The sequence below is a fragment of the Niabella insulisoli genome (genome assembly GCF_039652435.2).
Taxonomy (GTDB): Bacteria; Bacteroidota; Bacteroidia; order Chitinophagales; family Chitinophagaceae; genus Niabella; species Niabella insulamsoli.
The window spans coordinates 3,622,359-3,645,270 of sequence record NZ_CP190246.1; the positions used below are offsets into that span (position 1 = coordinate 3,622,359).

19 protein-coding genes are annotated in these 22,912 nt (G+C 44.6%); 12 read left to right on the forward strand and 7 right to left on the reverse strand.

The genetic code is table 11. The features are described 5' to 3' along the window. The first annotated feature begins 85 nt into the window (after window positions 1-85). Together ABDK00_RS15200 and ABDK00_RS15205 are read left to right on the forward strand one after the other, a co-directional pair. Window positions 86-1,672, forward strand: coding sequence for a peptide chain release factor 3 (locus ABDK00_RS15200; protein ID WP_346236500.1), 1,587 nt, complete (start codon window positions 86-88; stop codon window positions 1,670-1,672). 59 nt (window positions 1,673-1,731) lie between these two features. After that, entirely contained in the window at window positions 1,732-2,316 is a 585-nt protein-coding gene (locus ABDK00_RS15205; RefSeq protein WP_346236499.1) for a Uma2 family endonuclease, read from the forward strand. Here ABDK00_RS15205 and purB read toward each other — a convergent pair. Beyond that, a complete protein-coding gene (gene purB, locus ABDK00_RS15210) occupies window positions 2,313-3,650 on the reverse strand; it encodes an adenylosuccinate lyase (protein WP_346236498.1) in 1,338 nt (445 codons plus the stop codon). The two genes, ABDK00_RS15205 and purB, sit on opposite strands and share 4 nt — an antisense overlap. Before the next feature lie 99 nt (window positions 3,651-3,749). Further along, window positions 3,750-4,169, reverse strand: coding sequence for a four helix bundle protein (locus ABDK00_RS15215; protein WP_428400342.1), 420 nt, complete (start codon window positions 4,167-4,169; stop codon window positions 3,750-3,752). A 118-nt stretch (window positions 4,170-4,287) separates the two neighbouring features. Here ABDK00_RS15215 and ABDK00_RS15220 point away from each other — a divergent pair, with 118 nt between their 5' ends. From ABDK00_RS15220 to ABDK00_RS15230, 3 genes are read left to right on the forward strand one after another with little or no spacing between them, the layout of a single operon-like run. Further along, entirely contained in the window at window positions 4,288-5,046 is a 759-nt protein-coding gene (locus ABDK00_RS15220) for a menaquinone biosynthesis protein (protein WP_346236496.1), read from the forward strand. Window positions 5,047-5,084: 38 nt separating this feature from the next. Then, complete coding sequence (locus ABDK00_RS15225) at window positions 5,085-6,041, forward strand: class I SAM-dependent methyltransferase (RefSeq protein WP_346236495.1); 957 nt, start codon at window positions 5,085-5,087, stop codon at window positions 6,039-6,041. 6 nt (window positions 6,042-6,047) lie between these two features. After that, a complete protein-coding gene (locus ABDK00_RS15230; RefSeq protein ID WP_346236494.1) occupies window positions 6,048-7,067 on the forward strand; it encodes a TIGR00180 family glycosyltransferase in 1,020 nt (339 codons plus the stop codon). Here ABDK00_RS15230 and ABDK00_RS15235 read toward each other — a convergent pair. Then, complete coding sequence (locus tag ABDK00_RS15235) at window positions 7,064-7,912, reverse strand: glycosyltransferase family 2 protein (protein WP_346236493.1); 849 nt, start codon at window positions 7,910-7,912, stop codon at window positions 7,064-7,066. The genes ABDK00_RS15230 and ABDK00_RS15235 overlap by 4 nt on opposite strands. A gap of 104 nt (window positions 7,913-8,016) precedes the next feature. Between ABDK00_RS15235 and ABDK00_RS15240 the strand changes: the two genes are divergently transcribed. After that, entirely contained in the window at window positions 8,017-8,952 is a 936-nt protein-coding gene (locus ABDK00_RS15240; RefSeq protein ID WP_346236492.1) for a glycosyltransferase family 2 protein, read from the forward strand. Further along, window positions 8,953-9,960 carry a glycosyltransferase family 2 protein gene (locus ABDK00_RS15245; protein WP_346236491.1) on the forward strand — a complete coding sequence of 336 codons (1,008 nt, stop codon included), beginning with the start codon at window positions 8,953-8,955 and terminating at the stop codon, window positions 9,958-9,960. A 427-nt stretch (window positions 9,961-10,387) separates the two neighbouring features. Here ABDK00_RS15245 and ABDK00_RS15250 read toward each other — a convergent pair whose 3' ends face one another. Together ABDK00_RS15250 and ABDK00_RS15255 are read right to left on the reverse strand one after the other, a co-directional pair. Beyond that, a complete protein-coding gene (locus ABDK00_RS15250) occupies window positions 10,388-11,572 on the reverse strand; it encodes a glycosyltransferase family 4 protein (RefSeq protein ID WP_346236490.1) in 1,185 nt (394 codons plus the stop codon). Further along, window positions 11,572-14,061 (reverse strand): YfhO family protein, encoded by a 2,490-nt coding sequence (locus ABDK00_RS15255; protein WP_346236489.1) that lies wholly within the window; start codon window positions 14,059-14,061, stop codon window positions 11,572-11,574. The genes ABDK00_RS15250 and ABDK00_RS15255 overlap by 1 nt, the downstream gene beginning before the upstream one ends. A 337-nt stretch (window positions 14,062-14,398) precedes the next feature. On the opposite strand from ABDK00_RS15255, the gene ABDK00_RS15260 reads away from it, so the two are divergent. Together ABDK00_RS15260 and ABDK00_RS15265 are read left to right on the forward strand one after the other, a co-directional pair. Further along, window positions 14,399-14,704: a hypothetical protein gene (locus tag ABDK00_RS15260; RefSeq protein WP_346236488.1), complete on the forward strand. Its 306-nt coding sequence runs from the start codon at window positions 14,399-14,401 to the stop codon at window positions 14,702-14,704. Further along, window positions 14,682-15,482 (forward strand): queuosine precursor transporter, encoded by an 801-nt coding sequence (locus tag ABDK00_RS15265; RefSeq protein ID WP_346236487.1) that lies wholly within the window; start codon window positions 14,682-14,684, stop codon window positions 15,480-15,482. The genes ABDK00_RS15260 and ABDK00_RS15265 overlap by 23 nt, the downstream gene beginning before the upstream one ends. Here the strand turns inward: ABDK00_RS15265 and ABDK00_RS15270 are convergent. Both ABDK00_RS15270 and ABDK00_RS15275 read right to left on the reverse strand, forming a co-directional pair. Further along, the gene (locus ABDK00_RS15270; RefSeq protein WP_428400343.1) at window positions 15,391-15,837 is read right to left on the reverse strand and encodes a DUF5615 family PIN-like protein; all 447 of its coding nucleotides are present in this window, start codon (window positions 15,835-15,837) and stop codon (window positions 15,391-15,393) included. The two genes, ABDK00_RS15265 and ABDK00_RS15270, sit on opposite strands and share 92 nt — an antisense overlap. Beyond that, the gene (locus ABDK00_RS15275) at window positions 15,827-16,063 is read right to left on the reverse strand and encodes a DUF433 domain-containing protein (RefSeq protein ID WP_346236486.1); all 237 of its coding nucleotides are present in this window, start codon (window positions 16,061-16,063) and stop codon (window positions 15,827-15,829) included. The genes ABDK00_RS15270 and ABDK00_RS15275 overlap by 11 nt, the downstream gene beginning before the upstream one ends. Window positions 16,064-16,258: 195 nt before the next feature. Here ABDK00_RS15275 and carA point away from each other — a divergent pair, with 195 nt between their 5' ends. The 3 genes from carA to ABDK00_RS15290 all read left to right on the forward strand — a co-directional run bounded on the left by carA (window position 16,259) and on the right by ABDK00_RS15290 (window position 22,903). After that, the gene (carA, locus tag ABDK00_RS15280; protein WP_346236485.1) at window positions 16,259-17,365 is read left to right on the forward strand and encodes a glutamine-hydrolyzing carbamoyl-phosphate synthase small subunit; all 1,107 of its coding nucleotides are present in this window, start codon (window positions 16,259-16,261) and stop codon (window positions 17,363-17,365) included. Between the two features lie 315 nt (window positions 17,366-17,680). Next, the gene (locus ABDK00_RS15285) at window positions 17,681-21,082 is read left to right on the forward strand and encodes a SusC/RagA family TonB-linked outer membrane protein (protein ID WP_346236484.1); all 3,402 of its coding nucleotides are present in this window, start codon (window positions 17,681-17,683) and stop codon (window positions 21,080-21,082) included. A gap of 18 nt (window positions 21,083-21,100) precedes the next feature. Then, a complete protein-coding gene (locus ABDK00_RS15290) occupies window positions 21,101-22,903 on the forward strand; it encodes a RagB/SusD family nutrient uptake outer membrane protein (RefSeq protein WP_346236483.1) in 1,803 nt (600 codons plus the stop codon). Window positions 22,904-22,912 lie beyond the last annotated feature (9 nt).

The following is a 22,912-nucleotide window of genomic DNA, read 5'->3' on the forward strand; positions in this document are numbered from 1 at the left end:
ATGCCCCGTGTTCTGCCGCTGGCGACATAATAAGATTCAAGTCGCAAAATCCCAATATCTTCGCAGCTTTTTAACTGAGATAAGAATGAAGTTTCACGACGAGATCATGAGAAGGCGGACGTTCGCCATCATCAGCCACCCCGATGCGGGGAAGACCACGCTGACGGAAAAGTTCCTGCTTTTTGGAGGTGCTATCCAGGTGGCCGGCGCCGTTAAAAGCAACAAAATAAAAAAATCAGCCACTTCAGATTTTATGGAAATCGAGCGGCAAAGAGGTATATCGGTGGCCACTTCGGTGATGAGTTTTGAATATGACGGCACACTGATTAACCTGCTTGATACACCCGGTCACAAAGACTTTGCGGAAGATACATACCGAACGCTGACGGCGGTTGATAGTGTAATTTTGGTGGTAGACAGCGTCAACGGCGTAGAAGACCAAACCCGCCGCCTGATGGAAGTTTGCCGAATGCGCGACACGCCGGTGATCGTGTTCATCAACAAAATGGACCGCGATGGCAAGAGCCGGTATGACCTTTTGGAAGAAATTGAAAAGGAACTGAATATTCAGCTACACCCCATGACCTGGCCAATCAACAGCGGTAAGGACTTTAAAGGCGTGTACAATCTCCACGACAAAAACCTGCGTTTATTTACCGCCAATACCAAGGCCGACGACGATGATGCCATTGCGATTGCAGACATCAACGACACGATTTTGGATGAAAAACTTGGTGCAACGGATGCGGCGCTGCTACGTGAGGATGTGGAGTTAGTGGACGGCGTGAACGGCGCTTTAAATGTTGCGGATTATTTAGCAGCGAAGGTTTCACCGGTCTTTTTTGGCAGCGCTATCAACAATTTTGGTGTTAAAGAAATGCTGGACACTTTTATTCGGATTGCGCCAACGCCCCAAAGCCGCGAAACAACATTGCGAAAGGTAGATGCCGAAGAGCCCAAGCTCAGCGGTTTTGTTTTTAAAATACATGCCAATCTTGATCCCAAACACCGCGACCGCATTGCCTTTTTGAGGGTTTGCAGCGGAAAATTTGAACGCAACAAGTACTTCCACCATGTAAGATTAAACAAAGACGTGCGTTTCAGCAATCCTTATAGTTTTATGGCGCGAGACAAAAGCATTATCGAAGATGCTTATGCGGGCGACGTAGTGGGCTTGTTTGACACCGGCAATTTTAAAATCGGCGATACGCTGACCGAAGGAGAAAATTTTTTCTTTACCGGCATTCCTTCTTTTTCTCCCGAGATTTTTAAAGAAGTGGTGAATAAAGACCCGATGAAAACCAAGCAACTGGAAAAAGGCCTGCTTCAATTAACCGACGAAGGTGTGGCCCAGCTTTTCACACAGTTTGGGGGAACGAAAAAAATTATCGGCTGTGTGGGTGAACTTCAGTTTGAAGTGATACAATACCGCCTCCTTCATGAATACGGCGCTGCGGTGGAGTTCCGGGCGTTACCGTTTTACAAGGCCTGCTGGATCACCAGCAAAGACCCCAAAAAGCTGGACGATTTTACCAAGTTTAAATTGGCGAACACCGGCGAAGATAAAGACGGGCACCCGGTTTATTTGGCGCAGAGTGAATGGTTCCTAAACACAGAGATCAGTAATAACCCCGATATCGAGTTCCATTTTACGAGCGAGATTCATAAGTAGCGCAATAGAAACAGGATCACCCATTTCTGATATTTTGTATTTTTGAACAAATAGCTAGCATGATAACAGATATTTCTCAATTAGACCGCAACAAAAAATATTCTTATGCGGATTATTTGACCTGGCGTTTTAAGGAAACTGTGGAGCTGATTAAGGGAAGGCTTTTTATATTGTCGCCTGCCCCGGCTTCCAGGCACCAAAAAATTGCAAGTAATCTTGTCACTGAACTTTCTTCGTTCTTCAAGTCGCATAAATGCCATCTTTTTTTTGCGCCATTCGACGTAAGGCTGGTCAAAAATATGTCTTCCGATAATGAAATCACCACGGTTGTTCAACCGGATATTTGTGTTATTTGCGACGGCTCTAAAATTGATGAGCGCGGCTGCCTGGGCGCACCCGATCTGATCGTCGAAATTCTTTCTCCTTATACTGCAAAAAAAGACATGAACGAAAAGTTCAATCTTTACGAAGACAATGGCGTACAGGAATATTGGGTGGTTTTCCCCGACACCAACGCTATTAACCAATACTTCTTAAAAGATGGTAAATATGAGTTTATTGACCCGTTGTTTGTAGGTCAAACTATTACCAGCACTGCGTTTCCGGAGCTTTCGATTGAATTGAAAGATGTGTTTCGAAATTAATATTTCGCGACGACGCCCGTATAATTTTGAGGCGTTATCTTCTTCAACTCTGCTTTAATCGCTGCGGGAACTTTAAGTGTAGTGATGAACTTATGTAAAGACTGCTTCGTAATACCCTCCTTGCCGCGGGTCAAATCTTTAAGCGCTTCATATGGGTTGGGATATTTTTCCCGGCGCAGAATAGTTTGGATAGCTTCGGCCACCACCGCCCAGTTGTTATCAAGATCTTCTTTCAATTTAGCTTCGTTCAAAACCAGCTTGCCCAACCCTTTCTCTATGCTTTTTATAGCAATTATAGTATGCGCTACCGGCACGCCGATATTACGCAATACCGTACTGTCAGTCAGATCGCGCTGTAATCGGCTAACGGGCAGCTTGGCCGAAAGATGCTCGAGCATCGCATTGGCGACGCCCAGATTCCCTTCAGCATTTTCAAAATCAATCGGGTTTACTTTATGCGGCATCGCTGAAGAACCTACTTCCCCGGCTTTGGTTTTCTGTTTGAAATACTCCATGCTGATATAGGTCCATATATCACGGCACAGATCGAGTAAAATGGTGTTGATTCTTTTTATGCAATCAAAGTGGGCCGCGAGGTTGTCATAGTGTTCAATCTGCGTTGTAAACTGCATGCGTTGCAATCCCAGCACTTCTTCAACAAAATGATTACCAAACCTGATCCAATCCGTTTTTGGATAGGCCACATGATGTGCGTTGAAATTTCCGGTGGCGCCGCCAAATTTTGCTGCAACAGGAATATAAGAAAACAGCTGAATCTGGTTTTCGAGGCGCTCCACAAAAACCATCACTTCCTTGCCGAGGCGCGTGGGCGACGCGGGCTGGCCGTGAGTTTTTGCCAACATAGGAATCTCTTTCCATTGCTGGGCCAGCTGCAACAAATGATTTTGCAGATTGAGAAAAGCCGGTAACAATTCAAATTCCAGGCTATGCTTCCACAACAACGGAATGGCTGTATTATTTACATCTTGCGAGGTCAGCCCAAAATGAATCCACTCCTTGGCGTGTTCCGCATCTGTTTTATCTAACTCCGATTTTAAAAAATATTCCACGGCTTTCACATCGTGGTTGGTGGTCTTTTCAATTTCTTTGATGGCTTCGGCATTGGCTTCACTGAAATTATCGATCACGCCGCGCAGATGTTTTTTCGCAGAAGCAGATAATTTGAGAAATTTTTTATCTGCCAGCAGAAACAGGTATTCGATTTCAACAATAATGCGATATTTAATAAGCGCGTACTCACTGAAATACTCCTGAAGCGATTGTACTTGTCTGCTGTAGCGGCCGTCGATGGGCGATATGGAGGTTAATGACATTTTATGATTGGGATTAATATTGGTTACTGGATGCTCGTTGCTTGATGCTTGTTGCTCGTTACTCGATGGTCGATGCTGGATGCTCGTTGCTGGATGCTATCATTTTGGACTAATATGGCTCTCCTCGACTGCCTGAAGAAAGCGGTTCAGCTTTTTGCCCAACATATCTATCTTTTCTTTAAGTGATTTAAAAACTGCTTCGTCGGTTAAGGAACCGGTGTCAAACAGGGTTTCGAGATGATCTTGTGTTTCATCGTTGGATGCTACCGCGTAAACGAGAAACTTGATAAATTCATTTTTATATCTGCGCCTGCCGTATCCTTCGACGATCGTTGACTTTACAGATTTACTCGACCGCCTAACTTGTTGACCCTCTTCGAAAAGTTCAAATTTTGGTAGTTGTAATGACATTTTATGTATGTCTATAACGACATCTCTTGATATTTGCCAAATCTCCAATTTCCGGTAACTCATTACTTCGCAACTTAAAATGAAACATTGATAGCCGCAGCCGGTCATTACATGCCAATCCTGGCCCGTTAATTCCCGACCTTACTAGCCGGCATCCGACATCCAGCATCCAACATCAGCATTCCTGCGCAAAACCTATCTTTGCCCCGCAAAAATAAGCATTCACGTGGAAGAAAAGATAAGAGTAGGCATTGTAAGCTATTTAAATACCCGCCCGCTTATTTACGGGCTGCAGCGGTTACCGATAAAAGATGAAATCACGTTGATAGAAGCACATCCGGCTGCGCTGGCGGATATGTTAATGAAGCATGAGATTGACCTGGGCCTGGTACCTGTGGCGATCATCCCGCAGCTCGATCAATATTATATTAATGGGAATTATTGCATCGGGGCGATTGGGGATGTGGCGTCAGTGGCGCTTTTCAGCGATCAACCTGTTCATGAGATCAGGAAAATTTATCTTGATTACCAAAGCCGGTCTTCGGTGCAGCTTTTGAGATGGCTGGTAAAAAATCATTGGAAAATAGAGCCGGAGTTGGTCCAGGCTGGGGATGAGTCGTACCTGGAGCGCGTGGGCGGCGACACGGCGGCGCTTGTCATTGGTGACCGGGCGCTGCAACAAAGAAAACGATCTAAATTTGTTTACGACCTGGCCGGCGAGTGGAAAACCGCTACAGGCCTGCCTTTTGTGTTTGCAGCCTGGGTGAGCACGCGGCCGCTTAACGCTGATTTCATCAACAAGTTTGACGAGGCCAACGCCTACGGATTGCAACATATTGACGAAATTGCCTCTGCGCATAGCAATGGCGTTTATGATCTTCAAAAATATTACGCAGTAAATCTTAGCTATGAGCTGGATGAAAAAAAACGTGAGGGACTGGCACTTTTTCTGAAGGTGATAAAAGCATCTTCGCCTAACGCATGAAAGACTTAATCAATCATTCTGCCAAATAAAACCATTGTATGAAGTGTAGTATTTGTCAAAACGAAGCCGATAACCGTAAAATTCTTTTAAAAGAAATGATGTTTGGCTTTAGAGACACTTTCGAGTATTTCGAATGTAACCACTGCGCCTGCATTCAGATTCTTGAAATCCCAAAAGACCTTGCCAAATATTATCCTTCCAATTACTATTCTTACCAGGCCGCCGAGGTGCCGGTAAAAAGAAGTATTATTCGCCGTATTCACTATAATTTTCACGCATTTGGCCGCAACAAACTACCAGGCAGCCTGCTGGCGCTAAAATTTAAGCCTCCACTGTTCTACAACTGGCTGAAGGAGTTGCAGGCTGGTGATCCCAATGAAAGCATTCTGGATATTGGCTGTGGTAATGGCCAGCTCCTCAAGCGCATTTATCGTTTAGGATTTAACGACCTGACAGGAATCGACCCATTTTTGGATCGCGATATATCATATAATGCAAGCCTGCGACTTTTAAAAAAAGATATTTTCGAAGTCGACGGCAAGTTCGATATTATTATGATGCATCATAGCCTTGAACATATGGACGAACAGAATGCAGTCATTCAAAAAGCTTCCTCTTTATTGACCGACGGGGGAAGAATGCTGATAAGAATCCCTATTGTTAGCCGGCCATTAATGGAAAAATACGGCGAAAACGTAGCCTCGCTCGACCCACCTCGACACCTGTTTATACATAGCCTCACAAGCATTCTGAAACTCCTTGAAGACAATGCTTTAACGGTTTACAAAACCATTTACGACGCCGAACTGTTTTCAATACTGGGTAGCGAACAATATGCAATGGGCATCAGCAACGTGAATGATGACAGAAGTTATATTCAAAATCCTGCGGGAAGTAGTTTTACCCAAGAGGATTTAAACCGCTTTGAGCTGCAAATTAATGCGCTTAATAAGAAAGGCGAGAGTGATTCGATTGCGCTGTACATTAAAAAATAATTTTTTATGGATGTAACAATTGTGATCATTTTGCATAACCGCCATCAAAACATCCAGCGCCTGGTAAACTATTATGATAGATCAGAAGTTAGCATCATTCTTGCCGACAGCTCTACCGACAAACATCCGACGCAAAACCTCCCCGGCCACTGGCAACATGTTTATACGCCCGGCATCAGCTACACTCAGAAAATAGAAAAAATACTCCCGCAGGTAAAAACTAAATATGTAATATTATGTGCTGATGACGATTTTATAATTCCAAGCTCGCTTCCGCAATGTGTCAATTTTTTAGAAGCGCACCCTGATTATGCAGCGGTGCAAGGCCATAGCCTTTGTTATAAAAAAAGTGAGGTGGTCGCCCGGGATATTATCAGCTTTTACCCACTTTATTACGATGTAAACTATTCTTACGAGCAGGCGGATCCTCTTGTCAGATTGGATGCAATTTTGGCTAATTATAAATCTTTTCTATATGCGGTCCATCGAACCGAAAGGCTGGCTTATGCCTACAACGGCGCCTCCAAACATATTCACAATTTATATCTAAACGAATACACCGCATCATTGCTACCCCTGGTTTCAGGAAAATATAAAGAACTGGATTTATTGTACCAGGTGAGAGAATATGCAGCAGATTCCGACGATAAAACAGCCACAAATATTAATAAAATTGTTAAAGAAGACCAATACAAAAATGACCTGGACGCATTCATTTTTTTTCTGGTAAAAAAAATTAACGGCCAACTATCTTTTGGAGCAGATGAAATACAAACGTCGCGAATTTTAACGGGATTGAAAAGACTGGCAAATTCAATAGACGCAAATGCCAGCCAAAAGCCAACCTTAAAGAAAAAATTGGGTAGCATTATTGCCTACATTCCTTTTTTTGGCAGCAAACTCATTGCGAAAAGCAGAAAGTCCGAACTTGCCAAACAATTGGCTCGGTTTATCACAACTGATGAGGACAGAGCAGCATTAAGCAAAATCCGGTCAATCCTGGCTGATCATTCTGAACGCAACTAAGGAGCCATTTTCCCCATTCGCCTGGCTTTATAATCAGCAAAACCTTTTATTATAAATCGTATCGTCTTGAATTTCGCTCCGGCGTATAGCAAATGGTTTTTGATCCTGTTTAAGAGATCTTTCTTTTTGATACGTAAGGACGGAGAAGGGCCCGAATGATACAAAGATTTCACGTAAAAATAATTACGAACCATATAATACAATCTGACCGGTGTATGCAAGGTTCGGCTGGTTTTTTTGAAATTTTTTACAGACCGGAATTCAAATGCAGTGCCCAGCGAATGGGACATATGCACATTTTTTAATTTTACAGTTGCAAAGCCTTGCTGATTCGCCCGCAGGCAATACTCGAAATCTACTTCATCAATAAACAAATTTTCATCGAACCCTCCGAGAGCCTGATGTATTTTTAGGTTTACAAGACTACCGGAAGTAATCAGCATATCCGTTGCATCAAAAGAACAACCTGCCGCCACTACTTTTTTTTCATACGCTACTCCTATCATGGCGATTTTTTCCTTGCCTTGCATTCCCGAAAAACATTGCCTGTAATGCGCTCTGTCGCTTTCGTCAAAAGAGGAATCCTGATCCATCGTCAGCAGCCATTCGGCATCTTCATCGATAGCCATAGCCGCGGCAGCGTTCAATCGCTCGGCAATACCTTTGTTTATACCATCGGCTATCAACACGGCCTTGTTTCCCAGACTATTTAAATCAATAGCAGACTCGGGCTCACTATTGTCCATGACAATCAATTTATCTACCAGCGGCAGATAGCTATGCATATGCGCAATCACCTCTTGCGAAGGCTGGTATAAAATCACAACACCAAAAATTTTTTCCATTCTGCTATAAATGAAATTAATTTGCCAAGATATAATGATACAAACTCAAAGATGGAATCATTTGCGAAACACGCAAGATAAAATAAAAAAGCATTAGCATTCCAATGCCCTTTATTTCAATTTGCATACCAGCTTATAAAAGAAGCCAGTACCTTGAACGATTACTGAAATCGATCGTCATTCAGCAGTTTCATGATTTTGAAGTAATTGTCAGTGATGACAGCCCGGACGACGAGGTAAAAAATCTTTGCGACGCATACCGCGACCAACTACCACTTACCTATCATAAAAATGAGAACTCATTGGGGACACCGGTGAACTGGAATGCCGCCATTTCCCTGGCTAAGGGGCAGTGGATCAAACTCATGCACGACGATGATTGGTTTGCCGGCCCGGCTGCGCTTCAGCAATTCGCCGACTGCGCAAAAGAATATCCGGACGCTTTTCTCTTTTCAGCTTATACCAATGTTTACGAAACATCTGGCAAAACCAAAAATATCTTCCCCGAAAAATTCAGGCTCACCCAGGCTGATCAGGAACCTTCGATATTAGTTGCCAAAAACTTTATTGGGCCGCCGAGCGTTACCATGCATAAAAATGATGGCAAATATGCTTATGATCCGGCATTAAAATGGCTGGTCGATATTGATATGTACCGCAGGCGCATGGAACACGACAAACTCGTGTATATCGGCCAGCCTGTTGTCCATGTTTATATTAGTAAATCGCAGGTCACGGCCTACACTAAAAATGTTGCGGCCGTCGAGATCCCCGAACATTTTCATTTTCTTAATAAGATGGGAATTGATAAGCTAAAAAACATCCTCGTATATGATTATAACTGGCGGTTTTTCAGAAATTTCAATATTCGCGATATCGAGCAAATCAAAGATTATGGCTATGAGGGCGAAGTGCATCCCGTTCTAAAATCGATGATTGTTGCTCAATCGAAAATACCGCGCCGCCTGTTAGCAAAAGGTTTGATTTCAAAACTGCTGATGACCACGCATTTTATTACTCATAAGCGTCTAATTAAATAATTGATCCGCTATAGTATCATAATCGTCAATTACAAAACACCGCAGCTGGTCAACAACTGCATTGCTTCCATCTACGACGGATCTGCGTTGGATTTGATTGAGATTATTGTTGTAGATAACCACTCCAACGATGGCAGCGAGCAAATGGTTACAGCCAAGTATCCAAAAATAAGCTGGATCAATATGGGCTATAACAGCGGGTTCGCACGGGCCAACAACGCCGGGATAAAAGCAGCCAAAGGCGCTATAGTGCTTCTTTTAAACTCTGATACGCTTAATAAAGGAGATGCTATTGCTACTTGTTTTGAACGCTTTGAAAAGGACAACAACGTAGCAGCGGGTGTTCAACTATTAAATGAAGACGGGAGTCCGCAGATATCGGGCAATTATGTTTTAACCGGCGGACTGAATTATCTGATGGCGCTCCCCTATTTGGGGCGGTGGATCCGTGCAGTAGGCCTATCATCGGGCGTTCAAAAGACGAATATTGCCAACGCCACCTCTACCGTTTCCGTAGATTGGATCAATGGCGCTTTTTTGATGGTGAAAATATCGGCTATCGAAAAAGCTGGCCTTCTTGATGAAGATTTTTTTCTTTATTCAGAGGAAGCAGAATGGTGTAGCCGCCTCAAAAAAGCAGGTTCGCTCGTGATTTATGGCGATTTGCATGTGATGCATTTGGAAGGCGGGAGTTCGGCCGCGGCTTATCAGTCTGTAACCAAAGGCTATCAAAACCTCGCCGACAGAAAAGGCTACCAGATTATGTTATCCAATTTTGTAAGGTTCCGGAAGGAGTTTGGTTTATTTTGGTACCTTTTTCATTTATCCGCTAATATCTTTACCATTCCTGTCTATTTTTTGGTGCTGCTTTTTAAAAGCCTGTTGATGAAAAAGGGAATCGCCGCGGAATGGAAATTCTGGAAAGGTTATTCTGGCAATGTACTAAAGTCGCTGCGCTATATTTTTATAATTGCGCTTGATAAACCTCATTTTTACAAGGTATTGTAGCGGCGCGTGAAGACACGCATTGCATACGCCGCGTCACTTACAGGAAACTCAACTGAGAACTCAAGTTCAAACAGTCGCCTTGTCTGGGCTAGGTGAGTGTTTCCACACATCCCATTATCTATCAATCATACAATTTCCTTCGCAGCCGAGTCTCACCGTTGGCCTTGTGAGTTGGCCGTGGACTCGGCGCTTTACATACGCGGAGCCCCTTCCAGAAGACCAGGCTGAGAATTCAAGTTCAAACAGTCGCCTTGTCTGGGCTAGGTGAGTGTTTCCACACATCCCATTTTCTATCAATCATACAATTTCCTTCTCAGCCGAGTCTCACCGTTGGCCTTGTGAGTTGGCCGTGGACTCGGCGCTTTACATACGCGGAGCCCCTTCCAGAAGACCAGGCTGAGAATTCAAGTTCAAACAGTCGCCTTAGCTATAAATCATATAACTTATCAGCCGCTTTTTTGGCAATAGATTCCCAACTAAAATGTTCAAAGAAAACGGAAGGTATTGACGCTTTTCCTGCTACAAGCTTGGCACAGATTGCTTTTGCAAAGTTTAAGCAATCGCCATCCTTAATCACCACAAGATGTTGCCCAGTCACGGCTGTCGGCACCCCATATGCACCTGATACAAATGACACCGCGGGCGTGTCAGCACCCAATGCCTCAACGAGTTTGGTTTTGATGCCGCCCCCATCAGTAATCGGGTTTATAAAAAGATCCGCCGCCCTGAAGTATACATCGATATCGTCAACAAAGCCTTTGTAAATAATATGCTGATCCCTGAATGATGATAATTGCTTGTAGCTTTCCGGTAAACGCAGCCCGCAAATCACAATCTTATACGGAACCCGACAGTGTTCTATCAGGTAGGGATTAATCTCGTTTAAAATACGGTCAAGCCCATCACGGTTTGGCCCGTAGTCCAAGGTGCCGTTAAACAATATCAGCTTCGTTTCCGGCGGCAAGTGGAGCTCCTGACACACCGATGTTTTGGCCGCTTGCCTTTGTTCGGTCGTTGGCGGCGCAACCGCTTCTATCCCGTAGGTTATTACAGCGCATTTCTTTGCCTCCAAACCATAGTTTGTTATGGCATAGGCTTTATCTTCTGCTGTAATAAAGAAATTAAGATCTGCCTGGCGGTGGGCAAATTTCTCGTAGGCATGCATCATCCGCCACCACCATTTATTCATGCTTTTGAACCGCGCCGCTTCAATATTATGCGAGTGGATAACCAGCTTTAAGCCCGCATATTTTTTCAACGCGTAGCCCAACCAGGCATAATAAGGATGCTCCATAATGACGTGGTTGATCCCGTTTTTTCGACACCATTTTTTTATTGAAAAAAATAAAGCCGGATTTAGATACCGAAGTTTGTTAGCGCCGCTGCCCAACACCGGGATAAAACCAATGTGATCCTTTTCCCCGCGGTTTTCATCAACTGTAAAAGCCGTGATAGCTGCGTATTGCGCCAAATATTTCAGAAAAAGAAAAATGCCTTTCTCTCCGCCATTGACGGCAGGTATTATTTTGTAGGGAACTATGGAGGCTATTCGAATCAGAGTAAATAGTTGACAAATGATGGTTGACGATTGACAGAAATATCCATGGCGCACTAACTATTGTCTACAGACTTTCTCTTTCTGTCTACCCACCACTGCATTGCAAATCCACCGATAACAATGAGCATAACCAGCCACGAACTGATATAAGAAATGGTCATCCCTCTTTGCACTTTTTCGGGTTCAAAAGCCATGCGAATCTGATGCTCGCCGGCAGGTATCATCAGCCCTCTCATAAAATAATTGGTTTTGATAATCTCGGCCTTTTTACCATCAATATAAGCATTCCAGCCGGCGGGATAATAGACCTCGCTGAAGACAGCAAACCCACCAGACGCACTGCTCGATTTATACTCGATGGCGTCGTTGGCATAACTGACTAATTGAATCGTAGCAGCGGAGTCGGCGGTAGCAGCGGCATTGCCGATGAAGGACTGTTGCACAATGGCCGTGTCTTTTAAATTAGTTGTACCGATCGCCCGTAATTCTTCCACATTGCCGGGCACGGGACGCACCGCTTTTACAAACCATGCAGCGCCGTAAGCATTAGGATTAGGAATAAGTTGTTGCTGTCCCTGTTGATCTGAAGCAATAATATATTTCACATCGAGCGCATTTAAAATTTGTTCGTTGGGCGCCCCGCTAAAATATTTTTCAATCAGATCCTGGTAAATGCGCAGCTTTGCCGGATGATAACCCAACACAGAACGGTGGAAATAAGACACACTGTTGTCATTCATTCCCCCTACCTGATATACCCGAAAATGCGGGTCTTTATCTTTTAAAATTTGTTGATCGATGGACGAAGGTGTTGCTTCCGCCATTTGCAACTCGTCTTTGTCAACATACTGCTCGTCCTTAAAATATGTTTTATCTACTACCCAAAGGTCAATCAAAGTAATGGCGGCCAGCAGCGCCACGGCCAGCACCGGCCGGAGCATCTTTTTCAATACGCCATAAATAATGCCAAGTACCAAAGCCATAAACAAAAGCGCCCTGAGAATCTGTTGCCCAAAAAGACTTTGCCTGTCGGCCTTCAAGCCTGCGATCACCGCGCGATTCAACGTATCGCTGCCGCTGGGATCGAGTGGAGTCTTCAAAAACTCCTGGTCAAAAGCGGCGCTGTAACCCTGGCCAATATATAACAACACCAACACAGCAGTAATACCCGCGAGCGCGTATAAAATCTTTTTAAAATGCTCTTTCAAAAAATCACCCGAGCCTACTTTAAAAAAGAGATTATAAACCGTGATAACAGCCATCAGCGGCATGGTGAATTGCGCAATGACTAACGCCATCGACGGCGCACGGAATTTATTATAGAGCGGCAGGTTGTTCAACAGCCATTCATTAAACCCAAAGAAATATTTTCCCCAGGCCATCAGTATTGAAATAAGTGTAGCAGCCAACAAAGCCCATTTCAGCGGGCCACGGATTACCACAAAACCTATAACGGCCAAAATAAAAATGATCGCGCCAATATAGGCAGGCCCTCCCGAATATTCGCCGGGCGTACTCATCCCGCCCCAATAGGCCGGTAGCTGTGCAATAAACTGACTGGCCTGCATTTCCGGAACGCCTGCCGCAGTTAGCTTTTCTATCACTTTGGAGTCCGCTTCCAATGGAGTACCGCTGCTGCCACCGACCGCCTTCGGCATGAGCATCACCAACGGCTCTACCTTGCTCATACTATATTGCATCGCGTAATCGGCATCTAATCCTTTGGTGCTTACTGCTTTCACCTGATCGCCCTGAATTTCGAGGGTTTTGCCGCCGCGCATGGTGTATTTCGAATATTCGTTGGTGCTCATAAATGCCAGGGCATAGCAACCTAATCCAACAAGGGCAGCAATAGCGCTCAACCCTACCGACATCAAAATATGTTTAACGTCTTTTTCTTTAATCCATTTCACAAGATAGGCAATGGTAACCGCGCCGGCCACGATAAAGAAGTAATAAGCAATCTGAGGATGATTGGCCATGAGCTCGAACATTGCGCCAAGGGTAGCCACCGCCAAGCCGATCCAATATCGCTTTGTGTAAATGAGCAGCAACCCGGCCAGCAAAAGCGGCATATAAGCAATGGCCATCATTTTTGTTTCGTGCCCACCCGAAACGATCAGCGGATTGTAGGTGGAATAGGCAAAAGCCAACGCGCCCAAAATACCAATTGCAGGATGAAACCGCAACACGACGCAAAGGATGTAAAAACAAACGCAGGCGATAAAGAAAAAATTCATCGGCTTGGGAAGCCCCAGCCCCATCACTTTGTTGAGATCGATCGGCAGCGCGCTTTTCCCCTCCAAAGCGATCTGATAATTGGGCATTCCGCTAAAAACGCTGGTGCTCCAAAGCGGAAAGCTGCCGGTTTTTTCTTTCACATCAAAAGCATTCTGGGCAGAGCCCCGCCAGCCCGTCACGCCGGTATCATGTTGATTTAATGTTTTTCCTTCTAAAACAGGCTTGCAAAACAGCACTGCTACCAGTAAAAAAATCAATATCGCCACCACATGTGGCACCGCATTTTTAATCCGGCTGTTCATTAGCATTTATATTTAATTATTTCAGCGGGCAACGGGCTGCTGCCCGATCCCTATTCGACCCTTTTTTATTAAATCACAGAACGAGCAAAATAATACTATTTTATACGAAATGAGCATAAAAATTAGCCAGCTAAATTACCCTTCATCCATAGCGGCGCGGGCAGGCAAAGTGGCAATACCTTTTTTTGCAAATCCGAATTGGCCAAAAAATAATAAAAAACAACGGATGAGCCCTATCAATTTTCAGCCTTTTTTGTTAATAACCGGTTTAAGAATTTTCATGACAGGTTTGTTTTAGCAAAACTTAAAATAATACATTTACAGGATAATTACGCCGATGCGTTGGTTAATTCTTTTATCAAGAGTGGCTTTTCTGAGTGGCATTGCCATGTTGCTGGCGATGGGTTTGAATATCACTTCCCTGGCTGATACGCAAACGACGCTTGCTGTAATCGTTTTAGCAGGTTATGGCCTGGCGGGCATCATGCTGCCGCTGGTTAACCTGACTTATTTGCTGCTGAGCGCCGTTAACCGCCGTCGTTTGCGCTCCGTTCCACTGTGGTTGCTGCTTTGCAATGTGGCATTCTTGCTTATTTTTTTAATTTTTACCTTTTATATTAATGATCCGTACTATAACAGGTGACAAATCCACCAAGCTATTTATATTATTGGGCGGTTTTTTCATTGCCAATGCCATTGTGGCTGAGATAATCGGCGTAAAAATCTTTTCTCTTGAAGATACGCTCGGCATTAAGCCCGTTAACCTCACCATTTTTGGCAATTCTTTTTCCTTCAACCTGACGGCGGGCGTGTTGTTGTGGCCGGTTGTGTTTATTATGACGGATATCATCAACGAATATTACGGCGTCAAAGGCGTCCGATTCTTGTCTTTTTTGGCGGCAGTGCTTATTGCCTACACTTTTATAATGTTCCAGGGGGCGATCGCGCTGAGCCCGGCCGATTTCTGGACCGGCAATTATGAAGGGCAGCATATTGAGGATGCCAACGAAGCCTATCGCGTGATTTTGGGCCAGGGAAGTTGGATTATCATCGGTTCGCTGGCGGCTTTTCTGATTGGCCAGATCCTGGACGTGGTTGTTTTTCACAGCATTAAACGAAGTACCGGCGAAAAAGCAATCTGGCTGAGAGCCACCGGCTCAACGCTTGTATCGCAATTGGTTGACAGTTTTGTGGTGCTGTTTATAGCATTCTATATTGGCCCCCGGGTGTCCGGCAATCAGGGCATGCCCTGGAGCCTTGGCCTGGTAATGACGATTTGTATTGGTAATTATATCTACAAATTTATTGTAGCCGTGGTGATGACTCCTGTCATTTATCTCGTGCACTGGATGATTGAAAGGTATTTGGGCCGGGAGTTGGCCGCCAAAATGAAAAAGCAGGCCATGGAGAAAGGCGGTTAAGTACCAATTGAAAATCAACAATATCAATATCGGCGCATGACAGTCTCCTTATAAGATCTTGAATTTGCGGTTTTATACGACTCCATAAATACCGATTATCGCAGTTACCAATATTAATATTGATTAGTTTAGGTGGTGCCCCTAGGCGGGTAATTAGCTCTGAAAAGTCAACGTCTTTTGAAATAATGATTACGTCTCCGGAAGGTTTTGCCATTTGATAAATTTCAAAATCCGTTTTATCATACAATTGGAGTGTATAAGCAGAATGAGCGTTTAGCGCTAATTCGTCGATCATCCATTTGGCGATAACGGGAGAAATATTAACATCCAGCCACAACATCCAGCTATGCGGCATGAATAATAGTTGTGTTTTTCATTTTTAAAGAGGCGTAAATCAACGCTGCGCTAATATCATCTCCTTCGAGAATGGGGTGCTGTTCGAGATTCTCGGTTTGTGATAATCCCGACGCCAACAACTCCAAAATATCGCTTACAGGAAAACGTAACCCTCTTATGACGGGCTTTCCTGACATTACTCCCGGGCTAGTAGTTATACGTTTTAACAGTTGCTCCTGATTCATGATAAACTTTTTAGGTTAACTACAATTTACAAAATAATTAATCACCTGTTTTTAATTTTCGGCTACGGAACATCAAATTCCGAAATTTTAGCCCTATTTTTGCGCGATTTTTTGTTGATTTTTATTCATCAGTACAAGGGTGCGACGCAAGACTGCTGATAGAAGCACACAGCCCGGCCCCAAAAAATAAAATACATGTCTGAAACACAATCCCGCGCTATTTTATTGCTTGAAGACGGAACTATTGCCGAAGGATTTGCTTTTGGCGCCATCGGCACCACCACCGGCGAAATATGTTTTAACACCGGCATGACCGGCTACCAGGAAGTTTTTACCGACCCCAGCTATTATGGGCAGATCGTGATTATGAACGCCGTACACGTGGGAAATTACGGGGTGATTCCTGAAGACGTGGAGAGCGACAGCGTGAAAGTTTTGGGTGTGATTGCCAAAAACCTGAATGAAAATTATTCGCGAAAAAGAGCCGAAGGATCGCTGGATGCCTATCTTAAGAAGAATAATATTGTGTCGATACACGGGGTGGATACGCGGGCGCTGGTAGCGCATATTCGTACCAAAGGCGCGATGAACTGCGTGATTTCTTCAGAAACTTTCGACATTGAAGAGCTGAAAGGCAAACTGGCTGAAACCCCCGATATGAGCGGGCAGGAGCTGGCGTCGAAAGTGTCGACCAGGGAGGTTTACGAGCTGGGAGATGCGAACGCGCCTGTTAAAATTGCGGTTATGGATTATGGTACCAAACAGCATATTTTAAAATGTATGGTTGATCGCGGCGCTCACGTGAAAGTGTTTCCTGCAAAAACGCCGCTGTCGGAAGTGAAAGGTTTCAATCCGGATGGGTATTTTATTTCTAACGGACCCGGCGACCCGGCTGCCATGGATTATGCGGTTGATACGGTAAAGGAAATCTTAAATGAGGATAAACCTGTTTTCGGCATTTGCCTCGGCCACCAGTTGTTAGCGCTGGCCAACGGTATTCAGACTTTCAAAATGCACCATGGTCACCGCGGGTTGAATCATCCGGTAAAGAACCTGCTCACCGGCCGCTCGGAAATTACTACACAGAACCACGGTTTTGGCGTAGATCCGGAATCGATCAAAGCTTCGGATAAGGTCGAAATCACGCACGTGAACCTGAATGACCAGTCGATAGAAGGTATTCGCGTGAAGGGCAAGCCCGCTTTTTCGGTGCAATACCACCCGGAAAGTACGCCTGGCCCGCACGATTCGAGATATTTATTTGACGACTTTATTGCTCTTATTAAAGAATCGAAGGGATAAAGTCTATTTTATATGCCTTTAAAGAGCCGGATTTTCAGAAAATCCGGCTCTTTTTTTATTGCCTCTAAGCGGTTTCTTGCCACTTTATCCGTTATTCTGCAAAAAAAATTCGGCTTTTTGCAGGTTTCTGCGGTATTTTATATTATCTTTAGTACGGTCTTAACAAAACGATAAGGAAGTTGCTCGAAAAAACTATACGCTACATTCATGAGAAGTATAAAGACTGTGAACTGAGACCCGGGTTTTGTTTGTGAGATACCAGGATATGCCGCGGCCATTGAACATTTGCTGATTTCAACCTAAAATATAATAAGTATGAGAAAATTTCTTTTCTTAGTTGTGCTTGTGTTTGCTGCTTTTTTTAGCCAAACTGTTACAGCCCAGGAAAATGTAGTTTCAGGTTTTGTGAAAACAACGGACAGTGTGCCGCTCATGGGCGTGACGGTTTCGGTTAAAAACACAAACCGCGCCACCCTCACCGAATCTTCAGGGTATTTCTCGATTAGTGCTGCCGTAGGAGAATCTTTAGAATTTTCATCCGTAGGCTACACCACTCAGACCGTAATTATTGGCTCTTACGCGCCGCTCTCCATCGCTTTAATAAGAACACAGGCAGATATGGATGAAGTCGTTGTAGTTGGCTATGGCCAGCAAAAAAGAAGTAACGTCACTAACGCCGTTGCTACCGTCAATGTAGATCAAACTTTGGGAAGCCGCCCGATCGCAGATGCCGGGCGCGGATTGCAGGGAGCAGTACCGGGTCTTTCCGTAAGGATTCCCAGCGGCGAAGTAGGTTCAGATCCATTGATGAGAATTCGCGGCTTTATAGGTTCAATCGCGGGCTCAAGCCAGCCACTTATTTTGGTGAACAACGTTGAAATCCCAAGTATCCAGATGATCAACCCTAATGATATTGAAAGCATTAGTATACTCAAAGACGCCTCGGCCAGTGCTATTTATGGAGCAAAAGCCGCCTTTGGCGTTATATTAATTACCACTAAAAAAGGCTCAAAAACAGAAGGTATCAATTTGGCATATACGAATAACCTTTCCTGGCAAAATCCTGCGAAAGAAATTGAAATTGCAGGGATCGACGGTTTGGAATATACGCTCGAAGCGCATAAAAATATGAAAGCGAGCGGTCCTGCCGGCGGCTTTTGGCGCATTAGCGAAGAAAGCCTGCAAAAGTCAAGAGAATGGCAGGAGAAGTACGGCAGCACCGTGGGAAAATACGATCCGGTAGTTTATAATCGCGACTGGTATTTTGACGGAACTGACAAATATGGTATCAGGATTTACGACCCGGTTGACGCGATGATCAAAAAGTCGGCGTTTACTCAAAATCATAACCTTTCGCTAAATGGCAAATCAAACAATACCAGTTACAACGCGAGTTTTGGGTATTTCGGGCAGGAAGGAATGATGAAACCAGCTCAGCACGATGATTACACCAGATACACCGCCAACCTCAGCCTTTCAACCAAAGTGAACGATTATATAACAATACGGGGCGGTACCTTATTTTCTGACCGAACCAAACGGTACCCCAACTCTGCAACCGGTTTTACTGCTGACCCCTGGTTATACCTTTATCGCTGGAGCCTGTACTTCCCCACTGCCGTGAAAGAACTCGGAGAGGAAATCCGCGACCCCTACTGGGATACGAAGAATGCGCACACCGCCAACCTCGGCAACAAATACACTAACTTAACTTTTGGAACCACGATAGATGTCACGAAACAATGGCAGATTATTGCTGATTATACTTATGATGTACGTCAGGACATTCTTAAAAGCTCTATGCCCACTTTTTCCGGCGCCTGGCACTGGTACACACCTGTAGCATGGAACGACGAAGATGGGAACAGGGTGTATGTGGATGAAGACGGGAATCCCACCAATGAAGGAGGCGTGCCCGCCTATCGGTTTCCTGTGAGTCAATATATTACCAAGGAGCAAAGCAATATTTATCAATCGACGTTAAGGGCGCAACGACACACCATTAATGCTTACTCCACTTACAACTGGCAATTAAATAAAGACAATGATTTTAAATTCATGTTGGGAACCAATATTGTTTCCAATAAATGGGACAGTCATTGGTCGAGGAAGACAGAGCTTATTAATGAAGAAAATCCACAGTTTGACTTCGCTGTGGGTACTGAAACGACCGGGGGCGACGCCAACTGGGATTCACAATTGGGTTATTTTGGCCGTCTAAACTATGCTTTCGCCAATAAATATTTGTTTGAGGGAAGCTTGCGTTACGACGCAACTTCTAAATTTCCTGCTTATCTGAGATGGAAATGGTTCCCTTCCCTATCCGCGGGTTGGGTTTTAAGCGACGAGAGCTTTATGCAGTCGATGAAAAATGTTTTAAGCTTCGCTAAATTCCGCGGATCCTGGGGTTCAATCGGCGATCAGTCCGTATCGAACAGTCTTTATCTCTCTACAATGGATATTGCAAAAAATTCCTGGCTAAGCAGCTCTGGTGAACAATTTTTCCAATTGGGAACGCCCAATCCAATTTCGGCAGGTATCACCTGGCAGGATATTGTATCGCTCGATTTCGGTGCTGAATTCAGGTTTTTTAAAAACAAATTCGGCGTGGTGCTGGATTGGTACGAACGCCAGACAAAAAATATGATCATTGCGGGCGATGCCTTGCCTTCAACTTATGGCGCATCCGCACCGCAGGGCAATTACGGGAATCTTAAAACCCGTGGCTGGGAGATCACCTTTGACTTTAATCACCGGTTTGACGGCGGTTTAGGCATTAACTTGATGGCCAACCTGTCCGACGCGGTGACCGATATTACAAAGTCGGCAGATTGGAACACCCCGTATGAAAACAGGTTAATTGACAACACTTATACCACTGGCAAGCGCTATGGCGATATTTATGGATATGTAACCGACAGGTTATATCAAAAAGATGATTTTGTGTATGATGGTGATGGCAACTTTGTTCAGGAGACTATCGTATGGCAGGGTACGGCTAAAAGAACAAATAAGCTGGCCGGCAACAATCCGGTTTATCAAACCTATTTTGAAGACGGCAACCAAATTCTGTTGATCAGTCCGGGCGATGTAAAATTTGTAGACATTGACGGCGATGGCTACATCACGCCGGGTAAAGGTACTTTTGGCGACCCTGGTGACCGCGTGGTAATCGGTAATATTCTTCCCCGCTATGAATATGGTTTCCGCGTAGGGTTGGATTATAAATCGTTTGATCTGGCCATCATGGGGCAAGGCGTTGGCAAAAGGCATATTTGGGGCGCCGGACAGCTTGCTATTCCAGGCTTTCACGTAAAAGACGGAGCCATGCCTCAGACCTTTGCTGAAGACTTTTGGAAGGAAGACCGCACCAACGCTTTTTATCCAAGAGCATGGAATCTTGGTGGCGCCAATTCCGGTTTCGTGATGGTGCCTCAAACGCGCTATCTGCTGAACATGGCTTACTTCAGAATTAAAAATATAACACTCGGATATAACGTTTCACCTTCACTTTTAAATCGCATTAACCTAAAACAGGCCCGCGTTTATGTGTCGTTTGAAAACTTTATCACTTTCGATAAATTACGTGGCTTGCCGATCGACCCCGAGGCCATATCAGGATACTCCATGTTGGCGAGCAATTACAATTTAGGCCGCACGGGTACTTCAAACCCCACTTTTAAAATTGCCTCTGTAGGTGTAAACATATCATTATAACTTAAAACAAGCATTGTTATGAAATATACAAATACATATTCGATCATACTGGCTTTTGTAGTTATGACCTTGTTTGGTTGTAAGAAATTTTTAGACCGTCCGCCGCTCACCGTTGCCAATGACGAAACCGCCTGGACAACTGAAGATAATGTTCGCCTGTATGCTAATAAATTTTATCCATCATTTTTTACCGGCTATGGACTCGGCTTTAACACCGACGGCGCCGCTATGATGGGCTATCAATTTAATGACGACGTTTTCTTAATGGGCAACCAGGGCAACTTTACGCGCGCTGTGCCTAATAGCAATATCTGGAGCATGTCCACCGTCCGGTCAATCAACATCATGCTCGACCGGCTCGAAACAAAAATGCAAAATATACTGAATGAAGAAGCATACAATCACTGGACGGGGATTGGCCGATTTTTCAGAGGCCTGGAATATGCCGAGCTTTCAACCCGTTTTGGCGACGTGCCCTACTACGATCATGTTCCCAGCGATATAGACCTTGACGATCTTTATAAACCGCGTACACCACGCAACGAGGTAATGGACGCCGTTTATGATGATTTAAAATTTGCGTTAGATAATGTAAGGGCTGCCGATGGCGATCAATTTGTAAATAAATATGTAGTCGCTGGTTTCACTTCAAGGGTTGCTCTTTATGAAGGCACATGGCAAAAGTATTATTACAACAATAATGAGCGCGCCCGCAAGTTCCTCGAACTCGCCACTGAAGCGGCTAATGTGATTGTTTCGAGTGGCCGGTTCGATATCGTTACCGACTTCAGAAGTTTGTTTGCCTCCAATACGCTTGCCGGCAACCGCGATGTGGTTTTCTACCGCCACTATGATCCCGCCGTTTCAATTACACATTCGGTCGCTTCTTACAATAACCTTTCCGAGTCGTTAGCATTCGGGCCTACCGCCGATTTAATCAAATCGTTCATTTGTGTGGATGGGAAACCCTGGCAAAACTCGGGGGAAACTGCTGCCAGCGACTTTTCCCTTTCGAAAATTATTACCACCAGAGATTCACGGCTCGAAGCTTCTTTTTACGATCACCCAACCGCTAAGAACAGGGCCGCTTTTTGGTATATTGTTAAATTTATCCCCCGCAGCGTAATCACCTCCGTGGAAGCCGGGAACACACCGCCCAACGAATTTACAAGCAGCAAAAATGAAACAGATTATCCTGTCTTCCGGTATGCGGAGGCCCTTATAAACTGGATAGAAGCTAAGGCCGAACTTTCTACCATCGGCGGGGCTGCGGTTACTCAATCAGATATCGACCTGTCTATCAACAAAATCAGGAACCGCCCTTTAGCAGCAGAAGCTATTGCCAAAGGCGTTCAGAAAACTGCGCCATTAAGTTTGGCAGACCTGCCTAATGATCCGGCGAAAGATCCTTCCGTACCAGCTTTGCTTTGGGAAATCAGGCGTGAGCGCCGCATGGAGTTTGCGTTTGAACATTCCCGGTTTGAAGATTTGAAACGTTGGGGGAAACTTTCTTACATGGACACTGATGCCCGAAAAGATCTAACTGCCGGAGGATGGGTTAATTTTGCAGCTGAAGTTCCATCAGAACTAAAAACGGGCGTGTCGGTAGTTGACCTGGCCGGAAATACTATTGTGTACAACGGTTCCAATGGAGCCGCGATGAAAGGCTTTTTTAGAACTACAAACACAAATGGCCGCCTTCCCTTCTTAAATCAAACGGGCGTAAATCCGTATTTATCGCCTGTGGGCAGAAACCAGATCGATCAGTATGAAACCAAAGGTTATACATTAACACAAACTGAAGGCTGGCCTCAGAACTAAGCTATAAAC

Coding starts and splice junctions, on each gene's coding strand:
- ABDK00_RS15255 (WP_346236489.1), bottom strand. CDS start 14,061: ATGAACAGCCGGATTAAAAATGCGGTGCCACATGTGGTGGCGATATTG.
- ABDK00_RS15265 (WP_346236487.1), top strand. CDS start 14,682: ATGATCCGTACTATAACAGGTGACAAATCCACCAAGCTATTTATATTA.
- ABDK00_RS15200 (WP_346236500.1), top strand. CDS start 86: ATGAAGTTTCACGACGAGATCATGAGAAGGCGGACGTTCGCCATCATC.
- ABDK00_RS15230 (WP_346236494.1), top strand. CDS start 6,048: ATGGATGTAACAATTGTGATCATTTTGCATAACCGCCATCAAAACATC.
- ABDK00_RS15260 (WP_346236488.1), top strand. CDS start 14,399: ATGCGTTGGTTAATTCTTTTATCAAGAGTGGCTTTTCTGAGTGGCATT.
- ABDK00_RS15285 (WP_346236484.1), top strand. CDS start 17,681: ATGAGAAAATTTCTTTTCTTAGTTGTGCTTGTGTTTGCTGCTTTTTTT.
- ABDK00_RS15240 (WP_346236492.1), top strand. CDS start 8,017: ATGCCCTTTATTTCAATTTGCATACCAGCTTATAAAAGAAGCCAGTAC.
- purB (WP_346236498.1), bottom strand. CDS start 3,650: ATGTCATTAACCTCCATATCGCCCATCGACGGCCGCTACAGCAGACAA.
- ABDK00_RS15275 (WP_346236486.1), bottom strand. CDS start 16,063: ATGAATCAGGAGCAACTGTTAAAACGTATAACTACTAGCCCGGGAGTA.
- ABDK00_RS15215 (WP_428400342.1), bottom strand. CDS start 4,169: ATGACCGGCTGCGGCTATCAATGTTTCATTTTAAGTTGCGAAGTAATG.
- ABDK00_RS15225 (WP_346236495.1), top strand. CDS start 5,085: ATGAAGTGTAGTATTTGTCAAAACGAAGCCGATAACCGTAAAATTCTT.
- ABDK00_RS15270 (WP_428400343.1), bottom strand. CDS start 15,837: ATGCCGCATAGCTGGATGTTGTGGCTGGATGTTAATATTTCTCCCGTT.
- carA (WP_346236485.1), top strand. CDS start 16,259: ATGTCTGAAACACAATCCCGCGCTATTTTATTGCTTGAAGACGGAACT.
- ABDK00_RS15290 (WP_346236483.1), top strand. CDS start 21,101: ATGAAATATACAAATACATATTCGATCATACTGGCTTTTGTAGTTATG.
- ABDK00_RS15205 (WP_346236499.1), top strand. CDS start 1,732: ATGATAACAGATATTTCTCAATTAGACCGCAACAAAAAATATTCTTAT.
- ABDK00_RS15235 (WP_346236493.1), bottom strand. CDS start 7,912: ATGGAAAAAATTTTTGGTGTTGTGATTTTATACCAGCCTTCGCAAGAG.